Origin of the sequence: Rathayibacter sp. VKM Ac-2857, from assembly GCF_013205025.1 — a bacterium.
GTDB lineage: Bacteria > Actinomycetota > Actinomycetes > Actinomycetales > Microbacteriaceae > Rathayibacter.
The window spans coordinates 464263-478967 of the sequence record NZ_JABMLE010000001.1; the positions used below are offsets into that span (position 1 = coordinate 464263).

Here is a 14705-nt window from a genome sequence, read left to right on the forward strand (position 1 = left end):
GGTGGCGGCGGACCGGTCGTGGGACCGACCCGCCGCCGCGGGACTACTTCGCGACGACGACGACCGGGGAGCCGGTCGAGGTGTCGTCGGCCGGCATCTCGGCGGCGAGGCGGTTGGCCTCCTCGATCAGCGTCGCGACGATCTCGGACTCGGGGACGGTCTTGATGACCTCACCCTTGACGAAGATCTGGCCCTTGCCGTTGCCGGAGGCGACGCCGAGGTCGGCCTCGCGGGCCTCGCCCGGTCCGTTGACGACGCAGCCCATGACGGCGACGCGCAGCGGCACGCTCATGCCCTCGAGGCCGGCGGTCACGTCGTTGGCGAGCGTGTAGACGTCGACCTGCGCGCGGCCGCAGCTCGGGCAGGAGACGATCTCGAGCTTGCGCTCGCGGAGGTTCAGCGACTGCAGGATCTGCAGGCCGACCTTGACCTCCTGGGCGGGCGGAGCCGACAGCGAGACGCGGATGGTGTCGCCGATGCCCTCGCCGAGGAGGATGCCGAACGCGGTCGCCGACTTGATCGTGCCCTGGAACTCCGGGCCCGCCTCGGTGACGCCGAGGTGCAGCGGCCAGTCGCCGCGCTCGGCGAGCTGGCGGTAGGCCTGCACCATGATCACCGGGTCGTTGTGCTTGACCGAGATCTTGAAGTCGTGGAAGTCGTGCTCCTCGAAGAGGCTCGCCTCCCAGACGGCGCTCTCGACGAGCGCCTCGGGGGTGGCCTTGCCGTACTTCTGCAGGAGGCTGGGCTCGAGCGAGCCCGCGTTGACGCCGATGCGGATCGAGACGCCCGCGGCCTTCGCGGCGGCGGCGATCTTGCCGACCTGGTCGTCGAACTTGCGGATGTTGCCCGGATTCACCCGGACGGCCGCGCAGCCGGCGTCGATCGCGGCGTAGACGTAGTTCGGCTGGAAGTGGATGTCCGCGATGACCGGGATCTGGCTCTTCTTCGCGATGATCGGCAGCGCCTCCGCGTCGTCGCGGCTCGGCACGGCCACGCGCACGATGTCGCAGCCGGAGGCGGTGAGCTCGGCGATCTGCTGGAGCGTCGCGTTGATGTTCGTGGTCGGCGTGGTGCACATCGACTGGACGCTGACCTGAGCGTCACCGCCGACGAGCACCTTCCCGACCTTGATCTGACGGGTCTTCCGGCGGGGGGCGAGGGTCACGGGGACCTTGGGCAAACCCAGATTCACAGCAGGCACGAGCCCCATCGTACGCGCGCCGTCCGGCCGGACGCCGCCGCTCCCCCGGTTCCCAGGTCCCGCCGATCTCCACGGTCCGTGCCACGCCTTCCTCGACCGGATTCCGGAACCGCCGACGTCCGATCTGCAGGTGGTCTCCGGCAGATCGCGTTCACACCCCCGTCCCCGCGAGCAGCCTCCGGCACATCTCCTGCACATCGAACCGAGCTCAGCCGGCCGGACCGGAGTCGGCGCCACCTCGAAGGCGAAAGCGCGAATCGCGTGCCAGCGATTCGCGCGAGTCCGACCGCAACCCGCTCCTCTCCCACTCCACCCGTCGCGAAGCCGACCGCGCGACGCCGGGCAGGGACCGGCCCCACCTGGAAGGCGAACGCGCGAATCGCGTGCCAGCGATTCGCGCCAGCCGACCGCAACACGCTCCTCTCCCACTCCACCCGTCGCGAAGCCGACCGCGCGACGCCGGGCAGGGACCGGCGTCGAACAAGCACAGCCCGACCGCGGCGAGCCGGGCAGGGACCGGCGCCCCCTCGAAGGCGAAAGCGCGAATCGCGTGCGAGCGATTCGCGCTAGCCGAACACGACACGCTCCTCCCAGCGCCACCCGTCGCAAAGCCGACCGCGGCGAGCCGGGCAGGGACCGGCTCGCAAGACAGCTCAGAACAGCGTGATCGGCTTCACGATGTCGGCGTAGATCAGCAGCGCGCTCATTCCGCCGAGGAGCAGCACGACCGCGTAGGTGAGCGGCAGCAGCTTGGCGATGTCGACCGGACCCGGGTCGCGGCGGCCGAAAAGCTTGGCGATGCGGCGGCGCAGGCCCTCCCAGAGGGCGCCGGCGATGTGGCCGCCGTCCATCGGGAGGAGGGGGACGAGGTTGAAGACGAAGAGGGCGACGTTGAGGGAGGCGAGGACGCCGACCATGGTCTGCACCTTGGAGACGATGGGCAGCTGGTCGGAGGCGGCGATCTCGCCGGCGATGCGGCCGACGCCGACGACGCTGATCGGGCCGTTGGCGTCGCGCGCCTCGTTGCCGAAGGCGGCCTGCGCCACGTCGATCAGACGCTGCGGCAGGTTGAGGATGACGTGAGCGACGCTGGCGACGTTCTGCCCGACGGTCTCGGGGACGGCGGTGATCGGCTGCTGCACGAGCGCCTGCGTGGGCGAGATGCCGATGAAGCCGACCGTCTGCGTCTCGACCGCGCCGGAGGCATCGAGCACGGCGTTGCCGGCGGCGTCGGTGACGGCCACCTCGTTCTCGGCCGGGGTGATCGTGAGGGTGAGGGGCTGGCCGTCGCGCTCGACGGCCACGCTGAGGGGCACTCCGGCGGAGGCCCGGATGATCGGGGTGAGGTCGTTCCAGGAGGAGACGGGGGTGCCGTCGATCGCGGTGATCGTGTCGCCGGGCAGGATGCCCGCGGCGGCACCGGGTGCGAGCGGGTCGTCGGAGGCGCAGCTCTCGGCGGTCGTGTCGCTCGCCGGGACCACGCACTGCGAGACGCTGGAGATCGTCGAGGTGTTCTGGGCCACGCCGATGCCGCAGAGCAGCACCGTGAACAGGACGGTCGCGATCACGAGGTTCATGAACGGGCCGCCGAACATCACGATGACGCGCTTCCAGACCGCGAGCCGGTAAAAGGCGCGGTGGTCCTCACCCGCGCCGATCGTCTCGGCGCTGGCCGCTCGGGCCTCGTCGATCATCGTCGCGTAGCCGCCGCGGCGCGGCTCCGGCGTCGACTCGTTGCCGTTCAGCCCGTTGAAGAAGCCTGTGCTCGACTCGCCGACGCGGTCGCCCGGGTGCTTGGGCGGGTACATCCCGATCATCGCGATGTAGCCGCCGAGCGGCAGCGCCTTAACGCCGTACTCCGTCTCGCCACGGCGGACGGAGAAGATCGTCCGGCCGAACCCGATCATGTACTGCGTGACCTTGACCCCGAAGAGCTTCGCCGGCACGAGGTGACCCACCTCGTGCAGCGCGATCGACAGGGCGACGCCCACGGCGATGATGACGACGCCGAGGACGAAGAGCAGCACGGATTCCACTCGGTCACTGTAGGCGCGACGCGACCGCGACCGCTGGGCGATACCTGGGGTCTTCCGATGAGCGGCGCGAATGGGGGTGGAGCGCCCGCCTCCGCCCGGTCGTACTGTGCAGAGGAGCGGCCGATCGGGCCCTCCGCACCCGCACCGAGGATCCGCCGATGACGCTCCGCCCCCTGACCTCCGCTCTGACCGCGCTCCTGCTCGTCCTCGCCGGGATCGGTGCCGCCGATCCCGCCGCTGCCGCGCAGGAGGCGGCGACCCTCACGGTCGTCCCGCACTACGTCGACGCCGCCGGGAATCCGGCGACCACGATCGGGCGGGCGAGGATGGAGCTCCACGTCGGGGACAGCGACGGGGCCGGAGCGCTCGGTCACGCGCACGGCACGGGCATCACAGGGAGCGACGCCGGCTGGACCTTCCACGGTCTCGAGGCCGGGCCCTACGCCGTCCGGGTCGATCCGCGCGGCTGGGCGCCGACGTGGTTCGGCGACACGTCCTTCACGAGCGCGGCCGGGGTGATCGTGCTCGCCCCCGGAGAGGAGCGCACGGTCGACGTCGTCGTCCGGCCAGGAGCGGTCGTGTCGGGAACGGTCACCTCGGGCGGAGTCGTCGAGGCCTACCTCCGCGATCCGGCGACCGGCGAGCTCGAGCTGATGAACAGCTCGGACGGCGTCGCGAACGCCGAGGACAGCTACCACGTCGACTTCCTGCCCGCGGGCGAGTACCTGCTGCACGGAACGGGCCTCGCCTCGGACAGGTTCGTCGAGAACGGCTTCTGGCGCGACTCCAGGACCGTTGCCGGCGCCGACGTGCTGGCGGTCGCCACCGGCTCGACCACGACCGGGATCGACGTGGTGCTGTCCGGCTGGGCTCCGTCGACCGACCGGATCGCCGGCTCCGACCGCTACTCCACGGCGGTCGCGGTCTCGAGGAGCGCGTTCCGCGGCCGCGTGCCGGTGGTCTACCTGGCGAGCGGCGAAGTCTGGCCCGATGCGCTGAGCGCGGGGCCGGCCGCCGCGGTGCAGCACGGCGCGCTGCTGCTCACGGATCCGCGAGCGCTGCCCGCCGCCGTCGAGGACGAGATCCGACGCCTCTCCCCCGAGCGGATCGTCGTCGTCGGCTCGGTCCTCTCCGTCTCCGCTGCGGTGGAGGCGCGCCTCTCCGGCCTCGCCCCCGTGGTCGACCGTCTCGGCGGCGCCGACCGCTACGAGACCTCGCGGCTGGTCGTCGCCGACGCCTTCGCCGGCCGAGAGGTCGAGTACGCCTACCTCGCGACGGGAGCGAACTATCCCGACGCCCTCACCGTGGGCCCGGTCGCCGGTGCGCACGGCGATCCCGTGCTCCTCGTCGACGGAGCGCGCCCGGCGCTGGACCCTCCGACGCTGGCGGGCCTCGACTCCCTCTCCGCCGCGCACGTCCGGGTGATCGGCAGCGAGGCGGCGGTCTCGAGGGGGATCACCGATCAGCTGCTGTCGGAGCGCCCCGAGCTCGGCACCTACCGGGTGGCGGGCGCCGACCGGATCGCCACCGGCATCGCGGTGAACGAGCTCGAGCCGCCGGACCGCTTCGGCTATCAGGCCTATCTCGCCCGCGCGGACGGCTTCGCCGACGCACTGGGCGCGATCGCCGCGGCCGCCGCCCAGCACCGGCCGATCCAGCTGACCGACTCCTCCTGCGTCCGCAGCGCCACCTTCGCAGCGCTCCGCCGGGCGGGCACCGACAGCCTCACGCTGCTCGGCGGCACCGGCACTCTTTCCGAGGACGTCGCGGCACTCGAAGTCTGCTCGTGATCCGGCCCCCGCGCGAACGGGGGGCGCCGGACCCGACCCGGCCGATCCGAGCCCCGGCTCAGAGTTCGGTGGGCGAACGGTCGCCCTTCTCGAAGGAGCGAAGAGACCGACGTTCATGCGGTGGCGGGTCTCGATACGCCCCCGCGGGGCTACTCGACCAGCATGTGTGCGGGTGTCTCTTCCAAGTGGATCCCTCCTCGCGCGTCGATCCGTCACGAGTGGTCGTCGCCGCATGCGCGAGGGGACCGTTCGTGACGGATCGACGGTGCAGCACGGCGTCGGGATGCCGCAGCCGTCCCGTCGCGCTCAGGCGGAGGCGATCCGCGCGTCCGCCGTGCGGCGCGCCCAGGACTCCGCCTCGTCCAGCGACTCTCGGGTCAGCGCGCCCTCGACCGTGTGCGCGTCGACGACGGCCTCGACCGTCGCGAGGATGTCCAGGTAGCCGATCCGCCCGGCGTGGAACGCCTGCACGGCCTGCTCGTTCGCCGCGTTGAAGACGGCCGGGTAGGACGCCCCCGCGACTCCGACCTTCTTCGCGAGCCGCACGGAGGGGAAGGCCTCCTCGTCGAGCGGCTCGAACGTCCAGGACTGGGCCCGCGTCCAGTCCAGCGGCACGCCGACGCCCGCGACGCGGTGCGGCCAGTCGAGCCCGAGAGAGATCGGCAGGCGCATGTCGGGCGGCGACGCCTGGGCGATCGTGGAGCCGTCGACGAACTCGACCATCGAGTGGACGATCGACTGCGGGTGCACGGTCACGTCGATCCGGTCGTACGCCACGTCGAAGAGCAGGTGCGCCTCGATCACCTCGAGGCCCTTGTTGACGAGCGTGGACGAGTTGGTGGTGACGACCAGGCCCATGTCCCAGGTCGGGTGCGCGAGCGCCTCGGCCGGGGTGACGTCGCGGAGGGAGGCGCGGTCGCGTCCGCGGAACGGACCGCCCGACGCGGTCAGCACCAGCCGGCGGACCTCGCGGTGCTCCCCCGCGAGCAGCGCCTGCGCGATCGCCGAGTGCTCGGAGTCGACGGGCACGATCTGCCCGGGAGCGGCGAGCGAGGTGACCAGCTCGCCGCCGACGATCAGCGACTCCTTGTTCGCGAGGGCGAGGGTGCGGCCCTCCTCGAGCGCCGCGAGCGTCGGGCCGAGGCCCACGGACCCCGTGATGCCGTTGAGGACGACGTCGGCGTCGACCGAGCGGATCAGCTGCTCGGCCTCCGCAGCGCCGAAGGCGGTGTGCTCGACGCCGAAGTCGCACGCCTGCTGGGCGACGACCTCGCGGTTCGAGCCCGCGCCCAGGCCGACCACCTCGAACCGGTCGCGGTTCGCGCCGATGACGTCGAGGGCCTGCGTGCCGATGGACCCGGTCGAGCCGAGGATGATGACCCTGCGCATCCGCCCATCCTGGCACGGCGGCCCCGGCGACTCCCGGGACGGGCGGTGCCGGGTCAGCTCACCGCGAGGATGTCGACCACGAAGACCAGCGTGTCGGTGCCGCTGATGCCCGCGTTCGTGTTGCCGGCCTCGCCGTAGCCCTTGTCCGGCGGGATGACCACGAGCACCTGCGAGCCGACGGTCTGGCCGACCACCGCCTCCTTGAAGCCCTCGATCACGTCGCCGGTGCCGAAGGACGCGGGAGTGCCGTTGCCCCAGCTCTGGTCGAAGACCTCGCCGGTGCCCCAGACGACGCCCTGGTACTGCACGATCAGCGAGTCGCCGTCGGCGACGGTCTGCCCGTCGCCCTTCTTCAGCACCTCGAGCTGCAGCTCTGTCGGCGGGTCGGTCTCGGGGATCGTCACCGTCGGGGCGCCGTCCTCGGCGAGCGCCACCGTCGGCAGCCCGTCGACCGGGGCCTGCGGCTCGCCGGTCGCGGCGGACGGGACGATGCCCTCGACGTCGATGACCATCACGATGGAGTCGTCCGCGGCGATCCCGAGATCGGTGCTGCCGGCGTCGCCGAACGCGTCGGCGGGCGGGACGACCGCGACGACGCGCGAGCCGACCGTCGCGCAGTTGACCGCCTTGACGAGGCCCGCCAGGTACTGCTCGGTGTCGACCTCGAAGGCGGCGCGCCCGCCGGTGGCGTAGCTGCTCGCCGAGAACTCGGCGCCGCTCGTGCCGTTGTAGAGGGTGTAGTCCACGAGCACGGTGTCGCCCTCGGCGACCGCCTCGCCGGTGCCCTCGATGACGGTGGTGCCCTCGGTCTCGTCGACGCTCATCGGCGTCGGGAAGACGGTGACCGGCTTCGTCGCGAAGTCACCGGCGGCCTCCACCACGCTCGACGCGTCTCCGGAGGAGATGCAGGAGAGCGGAGTCGGGGTCGCACTCGGCGACGCCTCGGGGGTACCGTCCGTGCAGGCCGCGAGGCTGAGGGAGGCGCCGAGGACAGCGAGGATCGCGAGGGTTCTGCGCACGGGTGCACCTTTCCTGCCCGGCAGGGAGCGGGACGACGTCGGGGGGATCGCTCCATCCTGAGGGCTGCGCCTCTGACCCGGCTGAACGATCCCTCCACGGCTCGCGCGCGGTCGTCCGTGCGCGGAGCGTCCCCGGCCCGCTCCCCGGGAGCCGCGCCTAGCATGGAGGAATGCGTGAATTCTCGGTCCCCCAGTCCCGCGCGCTCGTCACCGAGCTCCCCGGCCCCCGCTCGATCGCGCTGCAGGAGCGCCGCGTCGCCAGCGTCTCCCGCGGCGCCGGAACCCTCGCGAACATCTACATGGACCACGCCTCGGGCGCCGTCCTCGTCGACGTCGACGGCAACCGCCTGATCGACCTCGGCTGCGGCATCGGCGTCACCACCATCGGTCACGCGCACCCCGCGGTCGCGGCCGCGGCCGCCGCCCAGGCGGAGAAGCTGACCCACACCCTCTTCACCGTGACCCCCTACGAGAACTACGTGCGGGTCGCCGAGAAGCTCGGCGAGATCACCCCCGGCGACTTCGAGAAGCACTCGATCCTCGTCAACTCCGGCGCCGAGGCCGTCGAGAACGCGGTCAAGATCGCGCGGAAGCACACCGGTCGCCGCGCGATCGCCTCGCTCGACCACGCGTTCCACGGCCGCACCAACCTGACCATGGCGATGACCTACCGCCCCTGGCCCGAGCGCGCCGGCATGGGCCCTTTCCCCGGCGAGATCTACAGCCTCCCGATGAGCTACCCGTTCCGCGACCCCGAGGGCATGACGGGCGAGGAGGCGGCCGAGCGCTCGATCGACTACATCCGCACCCACATCGGCGCGGAGGAGCTCGCGGCGCTGTTCGTCGAGCCGATCCAGGGCGACGGCGGCATCATCATCCCCGCGGCCGGCTACTTCGAGCGGCTGTCGGAGTTCTGCACCGAGAACGGCATCGTCTTCGTCGCGGACGAGATCCAGGCCGGCATCGCCCGCACCGGCGCCTGGTACTCGATCGAGCACTTCGGCGTCGTCCCCGACCTGATCACCACGGCCAAGGGCATCGCCGGCGGCTTCCCGCTCGCCGCGGTCACCGGCCGCGCCGAGATCATGGACGCCGTCCAGCCCGGCGGAATCGGCGGCACCTTCGGCGGCAACCCCGTCTCGACCGCCGCCGCGCTCGCGACCTTCGGGGCCATCGAGTCCGAGGGGCTGATCGCCGAGGCGCAGCGCGTCGAGCGTTCCCTCCAGGCCCGCATCGGCGACTGGGCCGACCGCTTCGCCGTCGTCGGCGAGGTCCGCGGCAAGGGCGCGATGTTCGGCGTCGAGCTCGTGCACCCCGGCACCAGGAAGCAGAACCCGGAGGCGCTCTCCGCCGTGCTCAAGCACGTCACGACGAACGGCGTCATCGCCCTCGACGCCGGCAGCTGGGACAGCGTCCTGCGCATCATGCCGAGCGTGGTCATCAGCGAGGAGCTGATCGACGACGCCGCGAACGTCATCGAGGAGGCGCTCGCCACCTTCGGCTGAGCGGTCACCCGCTGCGCCGTCCTGCGGGCCGCTCCTCGTGACGAGGGGCGGTTCGCGGTCGTCCGCCGCAGCACCCGACGGCGGCACTCGGCGGAGCGGTCGGCGGGGCATGACCCGAGCGGCATGCACCCGCCGGTAGCGTCGGGCGAATGCCGACCGACGACGCTCCGACACCGCCGACTCCGCCGACGCCGCCGGGGATCGGCGTCTCCGCTCGGGTGGCCCGCTTCACGATGAGCCGCCTCGGCCGGATGATCTACCGGCCGATCGTCGAGGGCCGCGACAACGTGCCGCGCACCGGCCGCGTCATCCTCGCCAGCAACCACCTCTCGTTCATCGACTCCCCCGTGCTGACGCTGCTGGCCCCGCGGCCGGTGCAGTTCCTCGCCAAGGCCGACTACTTCACCGGCACCGGCGCGCGGGGTGCCGCCTCGCGCTCCTTCTTCACGGCGGTCGGAGCGGTGCCCGTCGAGCGCGGCGCCGGCCAGGCCGCGCAGGAGGCGCTCGATCTCGGGCGCGCGATCCTCGAGCGCGACGAGGCGTTCGCCGTCTACCCGGAGGGGACGCGCTCGCGCGACGGCCGCCTCTACCGCGGCCGCACCGGCGTGGCGTGGCTCGCCCTCACCACCGGTGCGCCGGTCGTCCCGGTCGGACTCGTCGGCACGCAGGAGCTGCAGCCCGTCGGCTCGAAGATCCCCCGCCTGCACCGGATCACCGTGCGCTTCGGCGATCCGCTCGACCTCTCCCGGCACGGCTCCGCCGACTCGGGCCGTGCACGCCGGCACGCCACCGACGAGGTGATGGCCGCGATCCATGCACTGTCGGGCCAGGAGGCGGCGGGCGTCTACAACGAGTCACCGCCGGTCACCACGGTCGAGAAGATCCGGCGCGCGCTGCCGCACGAGCGGCGCTGACCACTCCGGGCGGCTCACTGCGCGTCGGCCGCCGAGGTCTGCGGCTCGTGTCCCACCGGGAAGTTCACGGAGTTCGCGATGAAGCACAGTCGCGAGGCCTCGCCATGCAGCGACTGCGCGAGCTCGACCATCGACTCGTGCGCGACGCGCACCCGCGGCCGGAGCGTGACCGACACGAAGCGGCCGCCCTCGCCCTCCTGCACCATGCGCCCGACGGCGTCGTCGACGTACTCGGTCACGACGACCCCGTTCTTCACGGCGACGTGCAGGTACGACAGCAGGTGGCACTGCGCGAGGGAGGCGAGCAGCAGCTGCTCGGGGTTCCAGCGGTCCGGGTCGCCGCGGAAGGGCTTGTCGGCCGAGCCGAGGATCGGCGGCGGGCCCTCGGCGACGAGGACGTTCTGGCGCCCGTACTCCCGGTACCCGCTGGTGCCGGTGCCGCGGTTGCCCTCCCAGACGACGGAAAGAGCGTAATCGTGCTCGGTTCTCATCGGATCCCTCCTTCTCGGCCGTGGTTCAGGCCGGTCTCGACGGTCTGGACCCCTGGTCCTCCGAGGCCCGAAGGTAGACTCGGGGCACCATGACAGACACGCTCGCCCCCCAGGTTCCCACGTCGGCCGTCCCCCAGGAGCGTCGCGTCGCGACCGAGATCCCGGGGCCGCGATCGAGGGCCCTGCACGAGCGTCGCCTCGCCGTCGTGCCCACCGGAGTCGGCACCGCGCTGCCCGTCTACATCGACCGCGCGCACGGCGCGATCCTCGTCGACGTCGACGGCAACCAGTTCATCGACCTCGGCGCCGGCATCGGCGTGACGACGATCGGCCACACCGACGACGCGGTCGTCGCGGCCGCCACCGCGCAGCTCGGCCGCCTCACCCACACCCTCTTCACCGTCACGCCCTACGAGCCGTACATCCGCGTCGCGGAGCTGCTCGGCGAGCACACCCCCGGCGACCACGCGAAGAAGACCGTGCTGGTCAACTCCGGCGCCGAGGCCGTGGAGAACGCGGTCAAGATCGCCCGCAAGCACACCGGCCGCCCGGGGGTGGCGGTGCTCGACCACGCCTATCACGGCCGCACGAACCTGACCATGGCGATGAACTTCAAAGCGCTCCCCTACGGCCTCGGCTTCGGTCCGTTCGCGAGCGACGTGCACCGCGCGCCGAGCTCGTACCCGTACCACGACGGCCTCTCGGGCGTCGAGGCGGCCGAGCGCACCATCGCCTACCTCGAGAAGACGGTGGGCGCCTCCGCGCTGGCCTGCCTCGTCGTCGAGCCCGTGCAGGGCGAGGGCGGCTTCATGGTCCCCGCACAAGGCTTCCTTCCCGCACTGCAGGAGTGGTGCACCGCGAACGGCATCGTCTTCGTCGCCGACGAGATCCAGTCGGGCATGGCCCGCACCGGCGCCTGGTTCGCCAGCGAGCACTTCGGCCTCGTCCCGGACATGGTGCTCTCGGCCAAGGGCATCGCCGGCGGCCTGCCGCTCGCGGGCGTCACGGGCCGCGCCGAGATCATGGACTCCGCGCAGGCCGGCGGCCTCGGCGGGACCTTCGGCGGCAACCCCATCGCGGCGGCCGCGGCGGTCGCGGTCTTCGAGCGGATCGAGCAGGACGGCCTCCTCGCCGAGGCCGACCGGATCGGCGCCCGCCTCGGCGCCGCACTGCGCGCACTGCAGGAGCGCTACGACATCATCGGCGACGTGCGCGGCATCGGCGCGATGATGGCGATCGAGCTCGTCGAGCCCGGCACCGCGCAGACCACCAAGCAGCCCAACACCGCCGCGGTCGGCGCGATCATCGACTACGCGGCGAAGCACGGCGTGCTCGTCCTCAGCGCCGGCACTTACGGCAACGTGGTGCGCTTCCTCCCCAGCCTCGCCCTCACGGACGAGCTGCTGGACGAGGCCGTGGCCGTCCTCGGCGAGGCGTTCGCGACCCTCTGAGCCCCGCTCCCACCGACGACGGCCCGGCCCCTCCGCTCAGGAGGCGCCGGGCCGTCGGGCAAGATGGGGGGATGTCCGCAGGTACCTTCACCCTCGCCGAGTCCGTCGAACTGGCGGTGGTCGAGCGCTCCGGCTTCGTCGAGTCGCGCCACGCAGGATCGGCCGTGCTCCTCGACTCCGACGGCCGCGTCGCCCGCACCCTGGGCACCCCGACGGCTCCGGTCTTCCCCCGCTCCTGCCTGAAGCCCTTCCAGGCCCTCGCCGTGATGACCGCCGGCGTCGAGCTGAGCGGGGCGGAGGCGGTGATCGCGACCGCGAGCCACGCGGGCATCCCGCAGCACGTCGCCCTGGTGCAGAACCTGCTCTTCCGGGCCGGGCTCGACCACACGGCGCTGCAGTGCCCGGCCGACTGGCCGACCGACTCGGCCTCGCGCACCAAGCTGCTGCGGGCCGGCGCGAGCGCGGATCCGCTCTACATGAACTGCTCGGGCAAGCACGCGGCGATGCTGCTCGCCTGCGTGCAGAACGGCTGGAGCACCGACGACTACCTCGAGCGCTCGCACCCGCTGCAGCAGCACATCGTCGACACCATCGAGCGGCTCACCGGCGAGCGGATCGTCGCCTCGGGCATCGACGGCTGCGGCGCTCCGGTGCACGCGCTGCCGCTGACCGCGCTCGCGAAGGGGATCTCGCGGATCGTCTCCTCCTCCCCCGCCTCGCCGTTCGGGCTCTACCGGCAGGCGGGCGTCCTCACCGAGGCGATCCTCGAGAACGCCTGGGCCCTGGACGGTCCGGGTCGCGACAACACGGTGGTGATCGAGCGCCTCGGCCTGGTCGCGAAGCTCGGCGCGGAGGGCGTGCTGGTGATGGCGTCGCCGGACGGCACGACGGTCGCGCTGAAGATCCTCGACGGGAGCCTGCGCGCCGCGACCGTCGTGGCGCTGAAGCTGCTGGTCGAGGCGGGCACGGTCGATCGCACCGCGGCGAACGAGGTGCTCGTGCGCCTCAACCCGGTGGTCACCGGCGGCGGGCAGCCCGTCGGCGCGATCCGCGCCTCCTACGTCTGAGGCGCGGACCCTGGGCCGCCGAGTCCTCGCCGGCTGCCGCGTCCTCGCCTGCTACTGAGTCCTCGCCAGTCGCTTCGCCCGCGCCGCCGACGACACCTGCGTGACGACGACGATCAGGATCGCCAGCACGAACACCGCCGAGGCGATCACGTTGGCCTCCGCGGGGATGCCGCGCGCCGCCGCGATGTAGATGTACTTCGGGAACGTCGTGACCGAGCCGGAGTTGAAGTTCGTGATGATGAAGTCGTCGAAGCTCAGCGCGAAGGAGAGCAGCGCGGCGGCGAGGATGCCCGGGAGCAGCAGCGGGAAGGTGATCCGCCAGAAGACCTGGCTCGGCGAGGCGTAGAGGTCGCGTCCCGCCTCCTCGAGCCGAGGATCCAGGCTCGCGACGCGCGCCTTGACCGTCACCACCACGAAGCTGATGCAGAACATCGTGTGCGCCAGGATGATCGTGACGAGGCCCTTCTCGGTGCCGACCGCGAGGAACTGGGCGGCGAGACCCGCGCCGAGCACCACCTCGGGCGTCGCCATCGGCAGGAACAGCAGCAGGCTGATCGCGGAGCGGAACCGGAAGCGGAACCGCACGAGCGCGATCGCGATCATCGTGCCGAGCGCGGTGGCCAGGACGGTCGCGACGACGCCGACGAGCAGGCTGTTGCCGAACGCCGTCATCACCTCCTCGCTCGTCCACGCCGAGATCCACTTGTCGAAGGTGAAGCCGCGCCAGGCGAGATTGCTCTTGCCCGAGTCGTTGAACGAGTAGACGAAGGTGTAGCCGATCGGGATCAGCAGGAAGATCAGCGCGAGGGCGGTGTAGATCCCGAGGCCCAGGCCCTTGAAGCGGCGGGGCCCGCGCACGGGTGCGGGCGGCGGTGCTCCCAGCGCCTCCTGGGCACTCGCGACGGGGCGGTCGGCGGTGGCGGTCACAGGAGGTCCTCCGTTCCACTGCGCTTCACGTAGAAGCCGACGATGATCAGGATCACGGCCATCAGCACGATCGAGAGCGCGGCCGCGGCCGGATAGTTCTCGAGGGTGAGGAAGTTCGCCTCGATCGCGTTGCCGACCATCGAGGTCTGCGAGGAGCCGAGGAAGTCGCGGCTGGCGTTGATGTAGTCGCCGGCGGCCGGGATGAAGGTGAGCAGCGTGCCCGAGACGATGCCGGGCATCGAGAGCGGCACTGTCACCTTCCAGAACACCGAGGCGGGGTGCGCGTAGAGGTCGGAGCCCGCCTCGAGGAGCCGGGTGTCCAGCCGCTCCAGCGTCGTGTAGAGCGGCAGCGTCATGAACGGGATGAAGTTGTAGGTGATGCCGAACACGACGGCGATCGGGGTGCCCGTGAGGTGACCGTCCGAGGGCAGGATCGCGACGGTCTTGAGGGCCTGCACGAGCGGGCTCTCGTCGGCGAGGATCTGCTTCCAGGCCAGGGTGCGCAGCAGGAAGCTGATGAAGAACGGGGCGATCACCAGCGTCAGCAGCAGGTTCTGCAGCAGCGGCCACGGCCGCGCCTTCACGCCGATGAAGTAGGCGAGCGGGTAGCTGATGACGAGCGCGAGCACCGTGGCGATCAGCGCGTAGCCGAAGGAGCGGATCGCGTGCGGCCAGTAGTCGGCCATCACGACGAGGTAGTTCTGCCAGGCGAAGCCCGGCGCGTACTCGCCGATGTCGCCGTCCGGCACCTCGACCTGGAACGAGGTCAGCACGAGGGAGATCAGCGGCGTGAGGAAGAACAGCAGCATGTAGACGATGCCCGGCAGCAGGAGCACCAGGGCGATCGTCGACCGCCGGCGGACCGGCGGATCGAGCGTGTCGGTCGAGCCGGACGCGAACGCGGCGAAGGCCATG

General features: G+C 71.8%; 12 protein-coding genes. 5 read left to right on the top strand and 7 right to left on the bottom strand.

The window, feature by feature from the left end:
• Positions 1-43: 43 nt before the first annotated feature.
• Entirely contained in the window at positions 44-1201 is a 1158-nt protein-coding gene (gene ispG, locus HQQ86_RS02125; RefSeq protein ID WP_173286080.1) for a flavodoxin-dependent (E)-4-hydroxy-3-methylbut-2-enyl-diphosphate synthase, read from the bottom strand.
• A 653-nt stretch (positions 1202-1854) separates the two neighbouring features.
• Complete coding sequence (locus HQQ86_RS02130) at positions 1855-3237, bottom strand: site-2 protease family protein (RefSeq protein ID WP_173286082.1); 1383 nt, start codon at positions 3235-3237, stop codon at positions 1855-1857.
• 158 nt (positions 3238-3395) lie between these two features.
• Here HQQ86_RS02130 and HQQ86_RS02135 point away from each other — a divergent pair, with 158 nt between their 5' ends.
• The gene (locus HQQ86_RS02135) at positions 3396-5027 is read left to right on the top strand and encodes a cell wall-binding repeat-containing protein (RefSeq protein WP_173286084.1); all 1632 of its coding nucleotides are present in this window, start codon (positions 3396-3398) and stop codon (positions 5025-5027) included.
• A 306-nt stretch (positions 5028-5333) separates the two neighbouring features.
• Here HQQ86_RS02135 and HQQ86_RS02140 read toward each other — a convergent pair whose 3' ends face one another.
• Complete coding sequence (locus tag HQQ86_RS02140) at positions 5334-6416, bottom strand: 1-deoxy-D-xylulose-5-phosphate reductoisomerase (RefSeq protein WP_173286086.1); 1083 nt, start codon at positions 6414-6416, stop codon at positions 5334-5336.
• Positions 6417-6469: 53 nt separating this feature from the next.
• Complete coding sequence (locus HQQ86_RS02145) at positions 6470-7435, bottom strand: FKBP-type peptidyl-prolyl cis-trans isomerase (protein ID WP_173286088.1); 966 nt, start codon at positions 7433-7435, stop codon at positions 6470-6472.
• Between the two features lie 170 nt (positions 7436-7605).
• Between HQQ86_RS02145 and HQQ86_RS02150 the strand changes: the two genes are divergently transcribed.
• Together HQQ86_RS02150 and HQQ86_RS02155 are read left to right on the top strand one after the other, a co-directional pair.
• Complete coding sequence (locus HQQ86_RS02150; RefSeq protein ID WP_173286089.1) at positions 7606-8940, top strand: aminotransferase class III-fold pyridoxal phosphate-dependent enzyme; 1335 nt, start codon at positions 7606-7608, stop codon at positions 8938-8940.
• A 233-nt stretch (positions 8941-9173) separates the two neighbouring features.
• Entirely contained in the window at positions 9174-9854 is a 681-nt protein-coding gene (locus HQQ86_RS02155) for a 1-acyl-sn-glycerol-3-phosphate acyltransferase (protein ID WP_254071837.1), read from the top strand.
• A 14-nt stretch (positions 9855-9868) separates the two neighbouring features.
• On the opposite strand, the gene HQQ86_RS02160 is transcribed toward HQQ86_RS02155, so the two are convergent.
• The gene (locus HQQ86_RS02160) at positions 9869-10345 is read right to left on the bottom strand and encodes an OsmC family protein (RefSeq protein ID WP_173286094.1); all 477 of its coding nucleotides are present in this window, start codon (positions 10343-10345) and stop codon (positions 9869-9871) included.
• Between the two features lie 89 nt (positions 10346-10434).
• Here HQQ86_RS02160 and gabT point away from each other — a divergent pair, with 89 nt between their 5' ends.
• Positions 10435-11796 carry a 4-aminobutyrate--2-oxoglutarate transaminase gene (gene gabT, locus HQQ86_RS02165; protein ID WP_173286096.1) on the top strand — a complete coding sequence of 454 codons (1362 nt, stop codon included), beginning with the start codon at positions 10435-10437 and terminating at the stop codon, positions 11794-11796.
• A gap of 71 nt (positions 11797-11867) precedes the next feature.
• The gene (locus HQQ86_RS02170; RefSeq protein ID WP_173286098.1) at positions 11868-12863 is read left to right on the top strand and encodes an asparaginase; all 996 of its coding nucleotides are present in this window, start codon (positions 11868-11870) and stop codon (positions 12861-12863) included.
• A gap of 51 nt (positions 12864-12914) precedes the next feature.
• Here the strand turns inward: HQQ86_RS02170 and HQQ86_RS02175 are convergent, their stop codons facing one another.
• Positions 12915-13694 carry an ABC transporter permease gene (locus tag HQQ86_RS02175; protein WP_254071838.1) on the bottom strand — a complete coding sequence of 260 codons (780 nt, stop codon included), beginning with the start codon at positions 13692-13694 and terminating at the stop codon, positions 12915-12917.
• 92 nt (positions 13695-13786) lie between these two features.
• Positions 13787-14704: an ABC transporter permease gene (locus HQQ86_RS02180; RefSeq protein ID WP_173286100.1), complete on the bottom strand. Its 918-nt coding sequence runs from the start codon at positions 14702-14704 to the stop codon at positions 13787-13789.
• Between the last annotated feature and the right edge of the window lies 1 nt (position 14705).